14 protein-coding genes are annotated in these 19750 nt (G+C 71.3%); 6 read left to right on the top strand and 8 right to left on the bottom strand.

Translation table 11 applies throughout. The features are described from left to right. Positions 1 to 5: 5 nt before the first annotated feature. From ABD197_RS10700 to ABD197_RS10690, 3 genes are read right to left on the bottom strand one after another with little or no spacing between them, the layout of a single operon-like run. A complete protein-coding gene (locus tag ABD197_RS10700; RefSeq protein ID WP_344054345.1) occupies positions 6 to 1781 on the bottom strand; it encodes a gamma-glutamyltransferase family protein in 1776 nt (591 codons plus the stop codon). Next, positions 1778 to 3223, bottom strand: a complete 1446-nt coding sequence (locus tag ABD197_RS10695) for an aminopeptidase P family protein (RefSeq protein ID WP_344054343.1) — start codon at positions 3221 to 3223, stop codon at positions 1778 to 1780. The genes ABD197_RS10700 and ABD197_RS10695 overlap by 4 nt, the downstream gene beginning before the upstream one ends. Positions 3224 to 3250: 27 nt before the next feature. Then, positions 3251 to 4270, bottom strand: a complete 1020-nt coding sequence (locus ABD197_RS10690; RefSeq protein ID WP_344054341.1) for an endonuclease/exonuclease/phosphatase family protein — start codon at positions 4268 to 4270, stop codon at positions 3251 to 3253. A 76-nt stretch (positions 4271 to 4346) separates the two neighbouring features. Between ABD197_RS10690 and ABD197_RS10685 the strand changes: the two genes are divergently transcribed. Continuing rightward, the gene (locus ABD197_RS10685; RefSeq protein WP_344054338.1) at positions 4347 to 5210 is read left to right on the top strand and encodes a PHP domain-containing protein; all 864 of its coding nucleotides are present in this window, start codon (positions 4347 to 4349) and stop codon (positions 5208 to 5210) included. 69 nt (positions 5211 to 5279) lie between these two features. Here ABD197_RS10685 and ABD197_RS10680 read toward each other — a convergent pair whose 3' ends face one another. After that, positions 5280 to 5693 (bottom strand): SHOCT domain-containing protein, encoded by a 414-nt coding sequence (locus tag ABD197_RS10680; RefSeq protein ID WP_344054336.1) that lies wholly within the window; start codon positions 5691 to 5693, stop codon positions 5280 to 5282. A 60-nt stretch (positions 5694 to 5753) separates the two neighbouring features. Continuing rightward, the gene (locus ABD197_RS10675; protein ID WP_344054334.1) at positions 5754 to 7235 is read right to left on the bottom strand and encodes a DEAD/DEAH box helicase; all 1482 of its coding nucleotides are present in this window, start codon (positions 7233 to 7235) and stop codon (positions 5754 to 5756) included. Between the two features lie 232 nt (positions 7236 to 7467). On the opposite strand from ABD197_RS10675, the gene ABD197_RS10670 reads away from it, so the two are divergent. Then, the gene (locus ABD197_RS10670) at positions 7468 to 8181 is read left to right on the top strand and encodes a ferritin-like fold-containing protein (protein WP_344054332.1); all 714 of its coding nucleotides are present in this window, start codon (positions 7468 to 7470) and stop codon (positions 8179 to 8181) included. A 12-nt stretch (positions 8182 to 8193) separates the two neighbouring features. Here ABD197_RS10670 and ABD197_RS10665 read toward each other — a convergent pair whose 3' ends face one another. Both ABD197_RS10665 and ABD197_RS10660 read right to left on the bottom strand, forming a co-directional pair. After that, positions 8194 to 8484: a hypothetical protein gene (locus ABD197_RS10665; RefSeq protein ID WP_344054330.1), complete on the bottom strand. Its 291-nt coding sequence runs from the start codon at positions 8482 to 8484 to the stop codon at positions 8194 to 8196. Positions 8485 to 8486: 2 nt separating this feature from the next. Continuing rightward, the gene (locus ABD197_RS10660) at positions 8487 to 8711 is read right to left on the bottom strand and encodes a DUF3107 domain-containing protein (protein WP_344054328.1); all 225 of its coding nucleotides are present in this window, start codon (positions 8709 to 8711) and stop codon (positions 8487 to 8489) included. Between the two features lie 159 nt (positions 8712 to 8870). On the opposite strand from ABD197_RS10660, the gene ABD197_RS10655 reads away from it, so the two are divergent. Both ABD197_RS10655 and ABD197_RS10650 read left to right on the top strand, forming a co-directional pair. After that, entirely contained in the window at positions 8871 to 11987 is a 3117-nt protein-coding gene (locus tag ABD197_RS10655; protein ID WP_344054326.1) for a PD-(D/E)XK nuclease family protein, read from the top strand. Then, on the top strand, positions 11984 to 15331 hold the full coding sequence (locus ABD197_RS10650; RefSeq protein ID WP_344054324.1) for an ATP-dependent helicase: 3348 nt from the start codon (positions 11984 to 11986) through the stop codon (positions 15329 to 15331). The genes ABD197_RS10655 and ABD197_RS10650 overlap by 4 nt, the downstream gene beginning before the upstream one ends. 9 nt (positions 15332 to 15340) lie before the next feature. Here the strand turns inward: ABD197_RS10650 and ABD197_RS10645 are convergent, their stop codons facing one another. Further along, the gene (locus ABD197_RS10645) at positions 15341 to 16645 is read right to left on the bottom strand and encodes a phosphotransferase (protein ID WP_344054322.1); all 1305 of its coding nucleotides are present in this window, start codon (positions 16643 to 16645) and stop codon (positions 15341 to 15343) included. 144 nt (positions 16646 to 16789) lie between these two features. Here ABD197_RS10645 and nudC point away from each other — a divergent pair, with 144 nt between their 5' ends. Both nudC and ABD197_RS10635 read left to right on the top strand, forming a co-directional pair. Next, the gene (gene nudC / locus ABD197_RS10640) at positions 16790 to 17689 is read left to right on the top strand and encodes an NAD(+) diphosphatase (RefSeq protein WP_344054320.1); all 900 of its coding nucleotides are present in this window, start codon (positions 16790 to 16792) and stop codon (positions 17687 to 17689) included. After that, a complete protein-coding gene (locus ABD197_RS10635; RefSeq protein ID WP_344054318.1) occupies positions 17686 to 19449 on the top strand; it encodes an ATP-dependent helicase in 1764 nt (587 codons plus the stop codon). The genes nudC and ABD197_RS10635 overlap by 4 nt, the downstream gene beginning before the upstream one ends. Positions 19450 to 19750: the final 301 nt, after the last annotated feature.

The following is a 19750-nucleotide window of genomic DNA, read 5'->3' as shown; positions in this document are numbered from 1 at the left end:
CGGGGTCAGCGTCCCGCCGCGTAGCCCTGCATCCCGCGCGGGTTGGCCGCCGCCCAAATTAGACCGTCGCGGTTCCGGCCGACCGCCGAGACCCTGCCGAGCGACCAGTCGCCGGCGCGGGTCACGTCGTGCCCGCGTGCGCGCAGACCGTCGATCACGGCGTCGCCGAGGCGGTCCTCGACGACGACGCCGGCCGGTGTCCAGCCGCGCGGCCAGAACGAGTCCACGAGCGCCGTCGTGTGCAACGACGGCGCATCGATCGCCTGCTGCGCCGAATAACCGCCGAGGATCATCCGCAGGAGGACGGGAACCTGCCACTGCTCCTGCTGATCACCGCCGGGTGTCCCGAGCGCCATCACGGCTCGGCCGTCCCGGAGGACGAGCGTCGGCGTGAGGGTCGTCCGCGGGCGGCTGCCCGGTCGAAGCGCCGCGGGGGAGTCGGCATCCAGCCACATCATCTGCAGCCGGGTGCCGACGCAGAACCCGAGTTCGGGGATGGCGGGGGAGGACTGCAACCACCCACCGGACGGGGTCACGGCGATCATGTTGCCCCATCGATCGGTCACGTCGATGTGACACGTGTCACCGCGCGTCGGCTCGCCGACGCCCGCGGCTGCGGGCTCGCCGGCCGTGCGGCGCAGCGGGGGACGGAAGGGCGCGCGGCCGGAAAGGTGCCCCGGACGCCACTCGCGAGAGGCTTCGTCACCGATCTGTGCGCGGCGAACGGCGGCGTAGTCGGCGGAGAGGAGTTCGGTAAGGGCGAGATCGCCGTCGCCGTAGTACGCGTCGCGGTCGGCGAGGGCGAGCTTGAGAGCCTCGAGGATCGTGTGCGCCCCGCGTTCGGTGGACGGGTCGATCTCGTCGTACCCGTCCAGGATGCGCAGCGTCTGCAGCAGTGCGGGCCCTTGCGTCCACGCACCCGCTTTCGCGATCGTGTGACCGCGGACGTCGACGGTGACGGCTGCTTCGTAGCCCGCGTCGAACGCCGCGAAGTCGGCTGTCGCGATGACCGCCGCGTGGTCGGCGCCGTCCGAATGGCGGTGAGGCTCCGCCAGGAACCGGGCCGCGCTGCGGGCCACGGCGCCGGTCTTCCACTCCCGGCGCGCGGCGTCGATGCGCGCCGCGCGGTCCGCTTCACCGTCGCCTCGGATGCCGCTCCCGGCGTCCACGAGCGAGTCGAGCACGGCGGCATAAGCCGGATTGCGCACGATCGTGCCCGCGGCGGGCACCCGATCATCCGGCATCCACAGCGACGCCGAGCTCGGCCAGTGCGTCCTGAAGAGGTCGGCGACCCGCGCGATCGTGCCGGCGGCCTGCGCGAGGAGGGGGTGACCGTCGCGGGCGTAGCCGATCGCGTAGGCGAGGACGTCGCCGAGTTCCCACGTCCCGTGGTCGCGCAGGAGGGTCAGCCAGGCGTCCACCGCGCCGGGCACCGCCGCCGCGAGCCCTCCCGCCCCGGGGATGAGGTCCAGGCCCTCGGCGCGGTAGTGCGCGATCGTGGCGGCCGCGGGTGCGGGTCCCTGCCCCATGAGCACCACCGGCGTTCCCGGGTCCGTCGCCGTGGCGAAGATCCCGACGAGATCGCCGCCGGGACCGTTCAGGTGCGGCTCGACGACGTGCAGCACGAAACCGCCCGCGACGACGGCGTCGAACGCGTTGCCGCCGCGCTCCAGAACCGCCTGGGCGCTCGCCGTCGCGAGCCAGTGCGTGGACGCGGACATGCCGAATGTCCCGGTGAGCGTCGGTCGTGTGGTGAAGGCTTCGGGCGGGGTGAAACTCACGCGCTCTGCCGAGCGATCCACGCTTCGACCTCGTCCGCGGTCCGCGGGATCGCAGCAGAGAGGTTCACCGGGCCGTCCTCGGTCATGAGGATGTCGTCCTCGATGCGCACGCCGATGCCCCGGTACTCCTCGGGCACGGTCAGATCGTCGATCTGGAAGTACAGACCGGGCTCGATCGTGAAGACCATGCCGGGCTCGAGCGTTCCGCCCGCGTAGAGTTCGCGCCGCGCCTGTGCGCAGTCGTGCACGTCGATCCCGAGGTGGTGACTCGTGCCGTGAACCATGTAGCGGCGGTGATGGTGACCGGTGGCCGGGTCGAGCGACTCCGCCGGCGTGACCGGCAGGAAGCCCCACTCGTGCACGCGCTCGGCGATCACCCGCCACGCCGCGGCGTTCAGCTCGCTGAACTTCGCACCCGGGCGGGCGGCCGCGAACGCGGCGTCGGCGGCTTCGCGCACCGCCTCGTACACGCGACGCTGCACGTCGGTGAAGGTGCCGCTCACCGGAATGGTGCGGGTGATATCGGCGGTGTAGAGACTGTCGACCTCGACGCCCGCGTCGATCAGGATGAGGTCGCCCGGGCGGACGGCCCCGTCGTTGCGGGTCCAGTGCAGATAGCACGCGTGCGGTCCGGACGCGGCGATCGTGTCGTACCCCTCCCAATTACCGTCGCTGCGGGCGCGCTGGTGGAAGACGCCCTCGACGATCCGCTCGCCGCGCGGGTGGGCGATGATCCGCGGCAGGTCGGCGAGGATGTCGTCGAAGCCGTCGGCTGTCACATCGACCGCGAGCTGCAGCTGCGCGACCTCGTAGTCGTCCTTGCGCAGGCGCAGCTCGGAGACGAACCGGGTGAGGTCGGCATCCGCATCGACGACGAGGTCGTCGGGGGATGCCGAGAACGCGTCGATGTGATCGGTCGGAATCTGCAGGTCGGCCGCGACGGCCGCCCGGGAGGGGCGGGGGCCGATCCAGAACTCCCCGATGGACGCGTCGGCGTAGAACTCCGCCGTGGTGCGGTCGGCGCGCTCGCGGAAGTACAGCGTCACGTCGTGGCCGCCCGCTGGGAGCGGGTCGAAGACGAGGACGGAATCGGGCACCGCATCACAGGCCCACCCGGTCAGGTGCGCGAACGCCGAGTGCGCACGGAACGGGTAGTCGGTGTCGTTGCTGCGCACCCGGTACGGCCCCGCGGGAACCACGAGCCGTCTGCCGGGGAACGCCGCGGACACGGCGTCCCGCCGACGTGCGGCGTACGGCGCCTGCTCGCGCGGAACGGGCAGCACCTCGGGGCGCTCGGCCCAGCCGTCCGAGATCGTCTCGAGGAAGCCGTCGCCGAAGCCCTGGCGGCGGTTCACAGTGCTGTTCTCGGGGATCTGCCCGGATTCTGCGGGGATGGTCTCAGTGGCTTCGGTCGTGCCGGTCGCCTCGCCTGCGGTGCTCATCGCACCAGTCTCGCACCGGGGTGGGACTCAGTCGACCGGTTCGAACTGGACGATCAGCGGGCGATGGTCGCTGCCCGATGCGTCCATGGACTGCAGGACCAGGGATCCTGTCGCCCGCCAGTGGCTGGAGGCCATGACGTGATCGATCGGCGCTCCGGCGAGAGCCGGGATCTGCGCGGTCCACGTCCCTACTCCGCCGTTGCCGGTCTCGCTCGCGCCGTCGAGGCACCGTCCGAGTGTGCCGCCGTCCACACCGAGGTTCGTCATGTGATCGATCGTGGCGTTGAAGTCGCCCGCCATGATCACGTTGTCGTCGACGCACTGGTCGGCGAGCCACTGCAGGTCGGATCGCCAGTACTGCATGTAGCTCTGGCGGGGGGCGACGGCATGGGCGGCGACCACGATCGGCCCGTCGCCGTTCGTGGGCATCGCGACCGCGCTCGGGACCGTGGAGGTGTTGCTCGACCCGTCCAAAGAGGACTCGATCACGGCGTAGTCACCGAGCTCCGGCGAGATCAGGAGCGTCGTCGAGCCGGCATCCCACTGCGTCTCGGGGTAGTCCGTGTAGTGCGCCCACATCGGGTGCCCCAGCTCGCGCATCGCGACGGCGACGGCCCCTCCGGTTTCGATCGTCGTCTCGGGCAGGGTCACGATGTCGGCATCCATCGCGACCGCGATCTGCGCGACGGTGTCCGCGGAGGTCGCCGAGCCCGCCGTGTTCCATGTCATCACCCGGATCGTGTTCTCGGTCTTGGCGGGCAGGGCGTCCGTGCCGGTCCCGCGGGAGGTGAGGACCGCGGCGTTGCCCACCGCGCCCACGAGCGCGATGACCGCGACCGAGAGGGCGAGCGCGCGCAGCGGGCGCGCGATCGCGAGCAGCAGCGCGACGACGGCGATCACCGCGAACGCGACCGCGAGCAAACCGCGGAAGGACACGATCTGCGCGATCGGGAAGGTCCGCTCGAGGCGGAAGAAGGCCGGCCAGGTGAGGATCGCCGCCGCGATCGCGAAGATCACGGTCGCGAGGATCCCGAGCAGGCGCAGCACCCCGCGACTCTATGTCAGCAGTCTGAGAGGTCGGCGCGAGCGGCTCGCGTCCGGCCGCCCGCGCTACGCTTCAAGGATGCCGGGAACGCGACGCTTCGAGGGGCCGAGCGATCTGCACCTGCACTCGATCCACTCCGACGGCACCGAGTCCGCGGCGGGGGTCATGGCGGCCGCGCACGCGCACGGCCTGCGCACCGCGGCGCTCACGGACCACGACACGACCTCCGGGTGGTCCGAGGCCGCGGAGGCGGCAGGGTCCCTCGGCATGACCTTCATCCCCGGTATGGAACTGTCGGCGAAGCACGAGTGGCGGAGCGTCCATGTCCTGGCCTACCTGTTCGATCCCGACGACGCGGGGCTCCGCGCCATGACCGACCGGATCCGCGCGTCCCGCACGGATCGCGCCCGGACGATGGCGGATCGCATCTCGCGCGACTTCGACCTGCACTGGGACGACATCCTCGCCCAGACCTCCGACGGCGCGACGATCGGGCGACCGCACATCGCCGACGCCCTCATCGCGAAAGGGCACGTGCGCGACCGGACCGAGGCGTTCGAGGACATCCTCAGCCCGCGCGGGGAGTACTACGTGGCGCTGTACGCCCCCGATCCGGTGCTGGCGGTCGAAACCGTCGTGGCCGCGGGCGGCGTGCCGATCATCGCGCACCCGGCCGGGCGCGCGGGCCTTCTGCCTGAGGGCGTGATGCAGCGGATGCTGGATGCCGGCCTCGGCGGATTCGAGCTCGGCCACCGCGAGAACCTCGAGCCCGGCATCCGGACCCTGCGCAGGATCTGCGAGGAACGCGACCTGATCGTCACCGGCTCGAGCGACTATCACGGGCTCGGGAAGCCGAACCGGCCGGGGGAGCACACCACGAGCGACGACATGGTGGCACGCCTGATCGCCCGTGCGCGCGGGACGACACCGGTCTACGCCTGAACTGCCGCCCTCCGATGGACGACGAAGGTCCCGCCGCGATGCGACGGGACCTTCGTGGACGGGCTGGGGTCAGCCGAGTGCTTTGGTCTTGATGCTGTCGAACTCCGCCTGAGTGATCGCTCCGGAATCCAGCAGCGCCTTGGCCTTCGCGATCTCCTCCGCCGGGCTCGAGGTCGCGACCGACTTGATGTACTGGTCCTGAGCGGCCTTGTACTCACGCGCCTGCGCCGCGCCGCGCTCCTGCATGCCCTTGCCGCGGGCGATCAGGTACACCAGCAGGGTCAGGAACGGGACGAAGATCAGGAAGATGATCCAGACGGCCTTCCACCACCCGCTGAGCTTGTGGTCGCGGAACAGGTCGCCGACCACGGCGAACAGGGCGATCAGGTAGGTGAAGAAGACGAACGCCCACAGGAACCACCAGATCAAGTCCCCGATGGAGCCCCAGAATCCCTGGTACTCCACTGCTTCGATGATTCTCATTGCTGCCTTTCGTGCGAGGTATGCGGCACGGTCGCCGCGCCGATCACACTAGCGCGTGGCTCAGGCGCCGGCGGGCGCGCCGCTCGGGCGGGAGCCGCCGCGGCGGCGACGGCGGCGTCGCGGCGCCGCATTGCCGTCGTGGTGCTCGCTGCCGCCGCCGTCGTGCGTGCCCTGCCCGTCGGCACCGTCGTCCGCACCGTGCTCGGCGGGGACGACGGGAGCGGACTCGGCCGTGCGTGCCTGGTCCGCCTCGCCGCCCTGACCGCCACGGCGACGGCGGCGGCGCGGTGCGCCGTCGCGGTCGCCCGACGCGGCGGGAGCGGCATCCTGCGTCTTGACCGCTTGCGTGCGCGGTGCCGTGACGAGGCGACCCTTCGTGCCGGCGGGGATGTCGAGATCGGTGTACAGGTGTGGGCTCGACGAGTAGGTCTCGACCGGCTCGGGCTGGCCGAACTCGAGGGCGCGGTTGATGAGCGCCCATTTGTGCAGGTCATCCCAGTCGACGAACGTCACGGCGATGCCGGTCTTGCCGGCCCGGCCCGTGCGGCCGGCTCGGTGCAGGTAGGTCTTCTCGTCGTCCGGGATCGTGTGGTTGATCACGTGCGTGACGTCGTCGACGTCGATGCCGCGTGCGGCGACGTCGGTCGCGATCAGGACGTCCTTCTTGCCGGCCTTGAACGCGGCCATCGAGCGCTCGCGCGCCTCCTGGCTCATGTCGCCGTGCACGGAGGCGGAATTGAAGCCGCGGTCGCCGAGCTCGTCCGCGAGGCGCTGCGCCGCGCGCTTCGTGCGCGTGAAGATCACGGTCTTGCCGCGGCCCTCGGCCTGCAGGATGCGCGCGATCACCTCGTCCTTGTCGAGCGAGTGCGCGCGGTAGACGAGGTGCTTGATGTTGGCCTGCGTGAGACCCTCGTCGGGATCGGTCGCGCGGATGTGGATCGGGTTCGTCATGAACCGGCGTGCGAGCGCCACGATCGGGCCGGGCATCGTCGCCGAGAACAGCTGCGTGTGACGGATCGCCGGGACCTTCGAGAAGATCTTCTCGATGTCGGGGAGGAAGCCGAGGTCGAGCATCTTGTCTGCCTCGTCGAGGACCACCTCGGTGGCGTGCGACAGGTCGAGCAGGCGCTGGTTGTTCAGGTCGATCAGTCGCCCGGGGGTACCGACGACGATCTGCGCGCCCGCCTTCAGCTGATCGATCTGACCCTCGTAGGCCTTTCCGCCGTAGATGGCGACGACGCTCGTGGAGCGACCGCGCGTGAGTATGTCGATGTCCTCGTACACCTGGACGCACAGCTCGCGCGTCGGGACGACGATGAGGGCCTTGACACCGTGCGCGGGGTCGGGTCCGAGGCGCTGCACGACGGGGATGCCGAAACCGAAGGTCTTACCCGTGCCGGTCTTGGCCTGGCCGATGATGTCCTGGCCGGGAAGTCCGAGGGGGATCGTCTGCTCCTGGATGGGGAACGCGTCGACGATCCCCTTCTCGGCGAGGGTCTGGACGATGTCCTGGTCGACGCCGAGTTCGGCGAACGTGGTCACGATGTGGGCCTGTCCGGCAGTGAGATGCTGCCTCGTGGTGCCCGGGCGCGGGATCATTCGCCGCGCGGGCGGGGGTGGGATCCACGCCCTTTCTCTGCCACAGGCGCGGGAGCCCCGATCCGATGCCGGGGACGACGTCCAGGATACCGGCTCGCGTGCGCGGATGCCGTATTCACCGGTCGCGGGGCAGCGCACCTCCGCGCGCAGGATGCCGCACACCTATGCTGAGGGGGTGGTGAAGTGGTTCTGGCAGCAGCGCCCGGCTGCGCGAAAGCTCCAGCTGCGATCTCGCGACCAGGTCGGCGATGCGCATCGCGTGGACTTCGAAGAGCTCGCGCCCGAGATCGACACGTTCCTCGGACAGGCGGCCTACCTCCAGCTCGGGTACTTCGAGACGCTGTCCGAGCTCATCGCCTCCACTCCCGAGCTCGCCGAGAAGGAGTCGCTGTCGCGCGCTGCCGGCGCGGCGCTGCGCAAGCACGAGGAGATCGTCGCCCTCATCCGGGAGCGCGGCGACGATCCCACCAGCATCATGCTTCCCTTCCGGGAGCCGCTGGACGCCTTCCGCCGCGCCACTCACGGAGTGCGTCCGCAAGAGACGATGCTGTCCGTGCACATCACCGCGGGCATGCTCGACGACTTCTATCTCGCGCTGTCCGCCAGCTACGGCGAGACGGGTCGGCGGGTCGCCCGCATCCTGCAGGCGGACGATGACCGACAGGCGATCGTGGACATCATCGGCGCGACGATCGCGAGCGACCAGGAGTGGAAGTCGCTTCTGGCGATGTGGGGACGACGTCTCGTCGGCGACACCCTGCTGATCGCGCGGGCGGCGCTGCGACCCACGACGCTCCGGATCGCCGACGAGCAGAAGGTCGAGCCGGTGTTCACCGATCTGATGGGCGCCCATTCGCGCCGGATGGACGCGATGGGTCTGGCCGCCTGAGGCCGGACCGGATCAGCCGATCTTCAATCGTGCTCGCTCACGGGCGTCGTGCGTCGTCCGCGAGCGGGCGAGGAGCGAGAGGACCGGGTAGACCACCACGGCGGGCACGAGGAACGCCGAGAGCCAGAGCCAGACGCTGTCCAGGCCCAGACCGCTCCAGGTGAGGATCATCCACGCGGCGCCGGCGACGAGTGCGCCGAGCACGGGCCCGAGAGCCGTGCCCCGAGTGGCCCGATCGGACGCGAGGAAGTGCGCGGCCGTGCCGATCGCGGCGCCGACGATGAGGGCGAGGAGGATCTGCACGATCAGGCGACGAAGCCGACCCGACGGGTCTCTTCCGTGCCGAGCTCGACGTAAGCCAAGCTCGCGGTGGGGACGATGTAGCTCGTGCCCTTCGCATCGACGAGGGTGAGGTGCGTCGCACCCGCATCCAGAGCCGTCGCGACGGCCTTCTTCACGTCGGCCGCGCTTTCGTTCGTCTCGAAGTTGAGCTCACGGCCGGTGTTCGTGATGCCGATGCGGATCTCCACGTGAATAACCTCCTGCGGCGGGGCCGTGCCCCGTGGCCTCGTGCGCCCGGAACCCCGGCGCGCATGGCAACTCTACGACACGGCCCCACCCCGTCCGGCCGTGGTCGACACGCTCTCGGCGAACGCCGGGTGTCGGCGGTTCCGGCTAGCGTCGAAGGCATGGAGCAGAGGTCGGGTGAGCGCGCGGCGTTCGATCCCGATCCGCACCAGGCCGCGGTGATCGGGCTTCCCGCGACGGCGTCGGGAGTCGTCGTCGGCGTCCCCGGCAGCGGCAAGACCGCCACGATCATCGCCCGGCTCGCGTCCCTCGTCCACGCCGGCTTGCATCCGGATTCCGTCCTGGTCCTGACGCCGTCGCGGCAGGCTGCGACCGCGCTGCGGGACCGTCTCGCGATCGCCGTCGGGCAGGCGACCTCGGGCGCGATGGCCCGCTCGGTGGCCTCCTTCTCGTTCCAGCTCGTCCGAGCGGCATCCGTCGCGGCGGGGGACCCCCCTCCGCAGCTGCTCACCGGGGGCGACGAAGACCAGATCATCCACGATCTGCTCGACGGCGACGCGGAGGACGAAGCCGCGGGACGAATCCGCTGGCCGGACGCGTTGCCGGCCGCCGTGCGGTCGACGGCCGGCTTCCGCGCCGAAGTGCGCGCCTTCATGGCCGAGTGCACGACACTCGGGATCGACCCCGCCCGGCTGCGGACGCTCGGCGCGGCGCACCGCGTGGAGGCGTGGCCGGCGGTCGCGGACTTCTACGCCGACTACCTGCAGGTGCGCGCCGACATGCGCGGGGCTCACCGGGATGCGGCGAGCCTCGTGCGCGAGGCGGTGGGCGTCGTCCGCACGGCCGAGCCCGCGCTCGTCCCGCCTCAGCGCGTCATCCTCGTCGACGACGCGCAAGAGCTCACGCTGGGTGGCGTGGAGCTGCTGGAGGCCTGTCGGGCGCGGGGCATCGCGGTGCTCGCCTTCGGTGATCCCGATGTCGGCTCGGGAGCCTTCCGAGGAGCGACGGCCGAGAACTTCTCGCGTCTCGCGATGAGCCTCGGGCCGGTCTCGGTGCTGCGCCACGTGCACCGTGGCACGGCGTGGCAGGCCGAGACGGTTCGCCGGGTGACCGAGCGCATCGGTGCCGTCGGAGTCGTCGCCCATCGGCGGGCGGCCTCGGATGCCGTCGCCGACACGTCCGTCCGCGCGTTGACACTGCGTTCACCGGCGGAGGAGATCGACGCGATCGCGCGACTGCTGCGCGAACGCCACGTGCACGACGGCGTGCCCTGGTCGCAGTGCGCCGTGATCGCCCACGACACGCGCCAGATCACCCAGCTCGAATCCGAACTGGCCGCGCGGGAGGTTCCGACGCGCTCGAGCGGGCCGGGCCGGCCATTGGGGACGCTGGCCCCCGCGCGTGATCTGCTGAGACTTCTCGACCTCGCCGCGCGCGACGAGTGGACGTTCGAGGATGCCGCGGACGCGCTCGGGGGCATGACCACTCGTCTGGATTCGATCGAGCTGCGCCGGGTGCGCTCGGCACTGCGTCACGTCGCACTCCGGGCGCAGGACGGCGTTCCTGAGGCGACGTCCGGGCGCGACCTGCTGCTGTCCGCGATGCGCAACCCCATCGAGTTCGATCTCGTCGACACGCGCGAAGCCCGTCGCGCCGCGGTGCTCGCCCGCACGCTCGCGGTGCTGCGTGACGAGATCGCGCGCGGGGCGAGCGCCCACGAGCTGCTGTGGACCGCATGGGAGCGCAGCGGTCTCGAGCGTGCCTGGAGCCAGACGGCCGCCGGACTCGGTCCGCTCGCCGAGCAGGCGCACCGCGATCTGGACGCCGTCGTCGCGCTCTTCCAAGCCGCCAAACGCTTCGCGGAGCGCTCGATGGACGCCGATCCCCGGGTCTTCGTGCGCAGCATCCTGGACAGCACCGTCGCCGAGGATCGCCTGGACGCCCCGCTCGGAGGTGAGGTTGTGCGCGTTCTCACGCCCGCGGGTGCTCTGGGAACGGAGTTCGACACGGTCGTGGTCGCCGGGATGCAGGAGGGGGTGTGGCCGAACACCCGTCTGCGCGGCTCGCTTCTGGACACGTGGCGACTCGCGGATGCCGCCACCCGTGCCGATGGCGGGGCGGCGTCGAGCCTGGACCGACGTCGTCAGGCGATGCACGACGAGCTGCGGCTCCTCGCCCGAGCGCTTTCCCGTGCGCGTGCGCGAGTGGTCGTCACGGCCGTCGACGATGACGACACCGGACCGAGCGTCTTCTTCGAGCTGCTGCCTGATCCCGAGCCCTACGCCGTGGAGCACCCGCTGTCGCTGCGCGGCTTGGTGGCGGCACATCGGCGCACCCTGACGACCGCGCCGACGGGATCGCGCGCAGTCCACGCGGCGGAGCAGCTCGCGGTGCTCGCCGATGCCGGGGTCGCGGGTGCCGCCCCGTCGCAATGGTTCGGTGTCGCTCCGCCCACTTCGACCGGACCGCTCCGCGATCTCGCGGTCGAGGACGTGCGGGTCTCGCCCTCGCGCCTGCACACGCTCGAGGAGTGCGAGCTGAACTGGGTGATCGGCGATCTGGGCGGCGATCCGGGTGGCGCCACGGCGGGTCTCGGCACGATCATCCACGCTGCGCTCGAACATGCGTCGGACACGGACGAGTCGACGCTGTGGGCCGAAGTCGAATCGCGGTGGGGTGAGCTGACGTTCGAGGCGGAGTGGCGCGATCGCGCCGAGCGGGCGCGGGCCCGGGACCTGATACGACGGCTCCACCTCTACCTGCGGCGGTTCGACGCGGCGGGCGGCACTCTGATCGGCGCGGAGCCCCACTTCGAGGTCCCGATCCCTCTGGAGGACGAGGAGCCGACGGCGCACGGCGCGATCCTTTCGGGGTACATCGACCGTGTGGAGCGCTCGCCGGAGGGGAGCGTGGTGATCGTCGACCTGAAGACCGGCAAGCGCGAGCCGCAGACGGACGCGAAGGTCACCGACAACCCGCAGCTCGCGGCGTATCAGCTCGCCTTCGAGGCGGGCGCGATCCCCTCGGCCGCAGGGCTTCCGGCCGGCGGCGCGAAGCTCCTCGTCCTGCGCCCCACCGCAGCGCGGGCGGACTACGCCACGCCCTGGCAGGCACCGTTCGACGATGTGAGCCGCGCGGCATTCCTGACGCGTCTGCGCGCGGCGATCGGGGTGATGCGCGGGACGTCCTTCACGGCCGCCTACGAAGAGCACTGCCGCGACGAGCACTCCTACGGACTGTGCCGCATCCACACGATCGCCGCGGTGAGCGCCTCGTGAGCGGCTCGACCGCTCCGGCGCCGGTCGCGACCGCGTCGCTGTCCGCCGCGGTGATCGCCGCGGCGCTCGGCCAGTTTCCGCCCACACCCGAGCAGACCGCCGTGATCGAATCACCGCTGGAGCCGGCGCTCGTCGTCGCGGGCGCGGGCAGCGGCAAGACCGAGACGATGGCCGGTCGGGTCGTCTGGCTCGTGGCGAACCGGCTGGTGCGGCGCGACGAGATCCTGGGTCTCACGTTCACCCGCAAAGCCGCCGGCGAGCTTGCGGAGCGGATCCAGGTGCGGCTGCAGCGACTCGCGGAGTTCGAGCGATGGGGGCTGCTGGGGGCGCTTCCGCAGCTGCACGGCGCCGGGCATCTCGACGTGTTCGGCGAACTCGAGCGCTCCGGAGCGCACGGTGCGAAAGCGGTCGCCGCACGTGCGGAGATCATGGCGAAGCTCGCCACGGAGGTCGGTGCGCGACCGGAGGCTCCGGACGAGGACGCCCTCCTCCATCGGCCCGTCGTCTCGACCTACAACAGCTTCGCGGATCAGATCGTCCGTGAGCACGCCGTCCGCATCGGTCGCGACTCCGACGCGGTGATACTGTCCGAGTCCGCGGCGTGGCTGCTGATGCGTCGCGTGGTTTTCGCCTCCGACGATCCTCAGCTCGAGACGAGGACCGAAGCGATCCGCAGCATCATCGATGCGGCGCTGCGCATCGCGCGGGACGGTGTGGACAACCTGGTGTCCTTCGACGACCTCGCCGCCTTCCCCGCGCGCTTCCACGACGTCGTGGACCGCCCGTCCGTGCGCCGCGGCACGATCGTCTATGCCGACGTCGCCGAAGCGGACGACAAAGTGGCCGCCCTCGAGATGCTCGTTGGCCTCGCGCGCGAGTATGCGCAGGAGAAGCGCCGTATCGGCGTCCTCGACTTCTCCGACCAGGTCGCGGGGGCGGTCGAAGTCATCCGTGCGCACCCGGCAGTCGTCGCGGAGCTCCGCGAGCGCTACCGGGTCGTCCTCCTGGACGAATACCAGGACACCTCGGTCATCCAGACCGAGCTGCTCGCGACCCTGTTCGCGGACACCGCGGTCATGGGGGTCGGCGACCCGCATCAGGCGATCTACGGCTGGCGGGGGGCGAGCGCCGGCAACCTCGGCGGCTTCGCCTCTGCATTCGCGTCCGCGGGGGAGTGCGCGCAGTACTCGCTGCTGACGAGTTGGCGCAACAGCGCACAGGTACTCAGGGCGGCCAACGCCGTGCTGGCGCCGCTCGCGGCGTCCGCCGCGGTCTCGGTCGACGAGCTGTGCGCGCGGCCGGGTGCACCGGACGGCGAGGTGGAACTCGTCTTCGAGAGTGATCTGGATGCCGAGACCGAACGCGTCGCCGCGTGGTTCGCGCACGTCCGCGCCGAGCGCGGCCGCCGCGGCCGGAGCACGACCGGCGCGATCCTGTTCCGGAGCAAGAAGCACATGGTGCGTTTCGGCGATGCGCTCGGACGCCGCGGCATCCCGCACCGGATCCTCGGACTCGGCGGGCTCCTGTCCACCCCGGAAGTGGTCGACGTCGTCAGCGCGCTCCGCGTGCTGAGCGACCCGTCGGCCGGGTCCGCGCTGATCCGGCTCCTCGCAGGGCCGCGGTGGGGCATCGGCCTGCCGGATCTGCGCGAACTCGCCGCGCTCGCGCGCCGTCTCGCGCGGCACGACGCGGCGCTGCAGCCTCTGGCCCCGGAGGTCGTCGAGCGCATCCGTTCCAGCGCCGACGACGATGGCGGGTCCCTCCCGGACGCTCTGGACTTCTTCCTGCGTCACCGTGAGGATCACGGGTGGCTGCAGGGCTTCACTCCAGACGCGCGCGAGCGCTTGCGGGAGGCGGCATCCGTCTTCAGCGGCTTGCGCCGCGCGGTGGGTCTTCCCGTTCCCGACCTTGTTCGACTCATCGAATTGGAGCTGAGGCTGGACATCGAGCTGGCCGCCAATGAGTCGCGGGGGCCGGCCCGCATCGCCTCAGCGCAGCTGCGCGCGTTCGTGGACGAGCTGCACGGATTCCTCGCGGCCGACGAAACGGGCTCGATCGCGAACCTGCTCGCCTGGCTCGACCATGCCGAGCAGCGGGATGAGTTCGCGCCGCGGACCGAACCCCCCGAGGACGACGTGGTGCAGCTGCTCACGATCCACGGGTCGAAGGGTCTCGAGTGGGACGCGGTCGCCGTCGTCCGGCTCGTCCGCGACGAGCTGCCCAGCGCGCCGCGCGACACGAAAGGCTGGTTGGGTTTCGGCATCCTGCCCTACTCCTTCCGGGGGGACGCGCGCTGGCTGCCTGCGCTGCAGTGGGAGCGGGATGCCGCGCCCACGCAGCAGGACCTCAAGGCTGCGATCGATGACTTCACCGCCGCGAACCGGGCGCGCCAGCTCGCCGAGGACCGGCGCCTGGCGTACGTCGCCGTCACGCGCGCCCGTGATCATCTGCTCCTCAGCGGCTCGAGCTGGTCCGGGACGAAGCGCCCGCGGGCGCGGAGCATGTTCTGGGACGAGATCGCCGCTGCGCTCCAGGTCGAGGTCTCCGAGGACGAGCCGGGGGAGGATCCGTACCTCGGCGAGCGGCGCGTCCTGCAGTGGCCGATCGATCCGCTCGGCGCGCGCCGCGCGGCCGTGGGGCGAGCGGTGAGCGCCGTCGAAGCGGCTTCGGACGCGCCGCGCGCCGAACCCGACCGGGATGCGGCGCTCCTGCTCGCCGAACGCGAGGCGCGTCAGCATCCGCCGCGGGAAGGCGCCCCGACACGCATCGCCGCTTCGCGGTACAAGGACTTCGTTTCGGACTACAACGGGACCGTCGCGCAACTCGCGCGACCGCTACCCGAGCGGCCGTATCGGCAGACGCGCCTCGGGACGCTCTTCCACGCGTGGGTCGAGCACCGGTCCGGACTCGTCGGCACCGCCGGGTCTCTCGATGACGCGCTGTGGGAGGCCGATGGCGAAGACGAGGCAGAGAGTTCGCCCGAATCAGACGCTGCACTCCTGGCAGCGCTGCAGGCCACGTTCGCCGCGTCCGAATGGGGTGGGCTGCGACCGATCGAGGTCGAGACCGAGATCGACTTCACCGAGACGGACACGCTGGACGGACGGCCGCACGTCATCATCTGCAAGCTCGATGCGGTGTACCGGCGCGAAGACCGCGGCGGACGCATCGAGATCGTGGACTGGAAGACGGGCGCTCCGCCGCGCACCGCCGCCGAGACGCAGGAGCGGATGCTGCAGCTCGAGCTGTACCGACGGGCGTATCACGCGAAGCACGGAGTCGCCCTCGACGAGATCGACGTCGCGCTCTACTACGTCGCGCACGATCTCGTGCTCCGGGCCTAGACCCGGAGATCAGTCCGAGAGCCAGCGACGCAGCGCCGCGTCGGAGGCGCGCTCCGCGTCGGCCTGCGCGTCCGTGTCGCCCCCGTCGTCACCGTCGTCGGCGGCGGGTCTGCGGAATGCGCCGATGTCGATCGGTGCGGTCGAAGTGTCATCGTGCGTCGTCGGGGTCCTGTCGGCGGCACGCCGATCGGGCTCCGGATCCTCGCCGAGCTGCACCGCGTCGACCTCGATCGTGTCCGCCGAGTCCTCCTCGGCGCTCACCCACAGGGCGAGCTCCTCGGGATCGTACGCGTCGGTGTGCATCGAGGTGTCCAGCGTCGTCGCCTGCGCGTCGGGAACCCGATCCAAGAGCGCGAGCGCGTCGTCCACCCCGAGTGCCGACGCGGAGACGATGTCGTCGTCGCTCACGCCGGCGGCGAGGGACTCGAGCAGATTCACGGCATCCTGCACGATGTCCTGGCGACCGGTGTCGTGCCCGTGCACGAGCCACTTGGCGAACTCGAGCTCGGCGTACAGACGCGCTCGCGACCGCACGAGCTGATCGGGGGCGCGTTCGCTGTGACCCACGTAGGCGGCGTAGACATCCTCCGCGGCCGCGGGCGCGGAGGCGAGCCACTGCAGGTCGGTCGCCGGGTCGCCGACGGAGAGTCCGTGCCATTCGAGGACCCCGGTCACGCGCGGTTCGTCGGCGATGTCTTCGAACAGGAACGACGCCGCACCGGCGCCGCCGAGGACGACGGCGGATTCGAAGCGCCACAGCCGCTCGTCGTCCAGAGCGCGACGCCACCGTGCCAGGAGGTTGACGGGCGCCGAGCGGGTGTGCTCGACGCGATCGATCAGACGCGAGACGTCGTCCCTCACCTGCTGTGGGGTGCGCACCGGCAGGCCCTCCGTGCGCACGATCGACAGCGGCAGGGCGTGCAGTGCCGCGAGGGCCTCCCCGATCGAGGTGGCTGCCCCGCGGCCTGAGGGCAGGTGCGCGGCGTCGACCCGATACCCCGGGAGGAAGTCGACGACGAGCGCCCGTGCGTCGCCGAGGCCCGTCTCGCCGAGAAGCTCAGGAGCACGGAAGGGCAGGAGACCGCGGACACCGGGAGTCAGCGCGCGCAGCGCTCGGGCCTGGGCGGCGAGTTCGGCATCGGCGTCCGCGTCGGACGCCGCGCGGACGACGACTCTCCGCCCGTCGTCGAGATCGGCGACGGCGGCATCGTATCGGCCGGCGGTTCCTTCGGTCAGGACACCGACGCCGATCACGCCCACTCGGGGCAGAGCCGAGGTCACGGACGCGGCTAGAGTGAGGGGTGAGCGTGCCATGAGCCCAGGGTAGGTCGGCCGAGGGCCTGCGCCCCCGCGCCACGCCCGGCTTGTCGCCCGCGGCGATGAGGCGTCGCGCATCCACCGCACGACAATCTGCGCGCCCGCACGCTGCACATCGGATCACGGCGGAGAGGATCGGTCATGACGCCGTCAAAGGGCACACGAGCCGTCGGGCTGGATCGGGCGGCCGAAGAGCGTGCCGTGCCCGGTTTCCTCGAGGCGGCGCGCGCCGATGAGCGCAGCCGCGTGCTCGTGCTGCAGGGCGACCGGGCACCGCTGTCGGACGCTGATGCTCTGTACTGGGTGAGCCCGGCCGCCGTTCCCGGGGGCGCGGAGTGGGCCTTCCTCGGGCGCGCGGAGGACGGAGCGGCGCTGCTGACGGCGGTCCTGGCGAGTGCTGACGACGATCCGTTTCCGGCTCCTGCGGGGTGGGCGTCGCTGCGTGCTGTCGGCGGTGCACTCTCACACCCCGAGTCGGGGGCGTTCGTCACGGCTCTGAGTCTCGGCCGCTGGCTGCGCGAGGCACCGCACTGCCCGGCGTGCGGAGCGTCGACCGAGATCCGTTCGGCGGGGTGGGCGCGCCACTGCCCGTCGTGCGGTCGCGAGCACTTCCCGCGCACGGATCCCGCGGTGATCGTGGCGATCACGAGCGCTCGGCATCCGGATCGGCTTCTGCTCGGATCGAATGCGATGTGGGCGGGCGAGCGGTTCTCGTGCTTCGCGGGCTTCGTCGAGGCGGGCGAGTCCCTCGAGGACGCGGTGGCGCGCGAAGTGCGGGAAGAGGCGGGTGTCGATCTCGTCGACGTGCGCTACCGCGGGTCGCAGGCGTGGCCGTACCCGCGGTCGCTCATGCTCGGATTCCTCGCCACGGCCGCCGACGACTCCGCCGCCGAGGCGGACGGCGAGGAGATCCTCGCGGTGCGCTGGTTCGGGCGCGACGAGATCGGGGCGGGTCTGGCGGGCCGCAGCGAGCTGCTGCTCCCCGGTCCCGCCTCGATCGCGCACCGGCTCATCTCCGAGTGGTACGCAGGCTCGGCATGAGCGATCGGGCTCTCGCCGGACTCGACGAGCGTCAGCGCGAGGCCGTGACGACGCTGCGCGGACCCCTCGTCGTCCTCGCGGGCGCCGGAACCGGCAAGACCCGGGTGATCACGCACCGTATCGCCCACGGCGTCGACACCGGCGCGTACTCGCCCGGCCGCGTGATGGCGGTCACCTTCACCGCCAAAGCGGCCGGCGAGATGCGTGGTCGCCTCCGCGCGCTCGGCGTCGACGGTGTCGCGGCGCGCACTTTCCACGCGGCGGCTCTCGCGCAGGTGAACTACTTCTGGCCGACGGTCGCAGGGGACACCGCCCCGTCGATCGTCGACAACAAGGTGCGGTTGCTCGCGCACGCGGCGGACGGCATCGGACTCGAACCCGACACCGCCACCCTGCGGGACGTGGCGTCGGAGATCGAGTGGCGCAAGGTGTCGATGCTCAGCATCGACCAGTACGCGGCGGCGCGACCCTCGGGCGTCGGCAGACTGGACGTCTCGCGCGTGGTGGACCTGCAGCGTGCTTACGAGAAGCTCAAGGACGAGCGCCGCAAGCTCGACTTCGAGGATGTGCTCCTGGCGTGCGCCGGAATGCTCGAGGCCGAACCTCGCGTGCTCGCCTCCGTGCACGAGCAGTACCGCCACTTCACGGTGGACGAATTCCAGGACGTGTCGCCGTTGCAGCATCGTCTGCTCGAGCTCTGGCGGGGCGACCGCCGCGACATCTGCGTCGTCGGCGACGCGAGCCAGACGATCTACTCGTTCGCCGGCGCAGACTCGCGCTTCCTCCTCGAGTTCGCCGCTGCCCACCCCGACGCGCGCGTCGTGCGGCTGGAGACCAACTACCGATCGGATGCCGCCATCCTGGCCGTCGCGAACGAACTCATGCGCGGACGTCCCGGAGCGCTCGAGCTGGCGCCCGCCCGCGCCGAACGCGGACCCGAACCACCGACGGTCACGGCGTACGAGGACGATGCCGCCGAGGCGGCGGGCGTGGCCGAGGCCGTGGCCGTCCGGATCGCCGCGGGCGTCGACCCGCGCGAGATCGCGGTGCTGTACCGCGCCCACTCCCAGTCGCCGGAACTCGTCCGCGCGCTCGCAGAGCGCGGGATCGCCGCGAGCGTGCTCGGCGGACGCAGGTTCTTCGACATGCCGGAGGTCCGGCAGGCAGTGATGGCGCTGCGCGGCGCGTCGGTGGCGCCGTTGGAGAGCGGGTTCATCGATGCAGTGCGCGACGTCCTTCGCTCGCTCGGGTTCACGGACGAGCCACCCCAGGCCGGCGGCGCCCTGCGCGACGCCTGGGAGGCGCGGGCGGCGATTCTCCGTCTGGCCCAGGAGTCGCCGGCCGGGACGAGTCTGCGGCAGTTCACCGACGAGCTGCAGGCGCGTGCGCGCACCCAGCACGAGCCTGCGCTGCGCACCGTCACCCTGGCGACACTGCACGCGGCCAAGGGGCTGGAATGGCCGTACGTGCACCTGCTCGGCCTCGCCGAGGGGCTGCTGCCGATCAGCTACGCGACCACGTTCGAACAGGCGGACGAAGAACGGCGCCTCGCATACGTCGGCATCACGCGGGCCGGCCGAGTCCTGACGATGTCATGGTCGAGAGGACTTCGCGACCGACAGCCGTCGCGCTTCCTCCGAGAGATCGGCAGCGGCACTCTGCGTGCGGCCGGTGCGGCAGCGTCGAGCGGAGCGCGGAACGCGCGTGGAGGGTCAGCGACGTGGACGGGATCGCGCCCGGATCGTGGACGGGCTCACTGATCATCCGCACGGCCGCGAACGCCGCTTCGGCGAGGATCGGTGTCGACACCGGTGGTGCGGGCCGACCCAGGAGCTGCGCCGCGATCTGCGGCCATGCGTCGTCGGCGTCCCGGCGATGGGCGGCGACGCACGCCAGGCATGCCGTGCGCCCGGGCACGACGACCGGCCCGATCTGCGCACCCGTGCCGGTCAGGATCAGCGGGACGTGCGTGACGTCGGCGCTCATGAGAGGGGCTATGCGTCGGGGTTCGACCAGGTGGTAGGCCACCACGACGACCGGCGGACCGGGTTTCACCGTCTC

Source organism: Microbacterium lacus (assembly GCF_039531105.1).
GTDB lineage: Bacteria > Actinomycetota > Actinomycetes > Actinomycetales > Microbacteriaceae > Microbacterium > Microbacterium lacus.
Note: the sequence above shows the minus strand (reverse complement) of the source record. Positions and strands in the feature narration are given on the sequence as shown.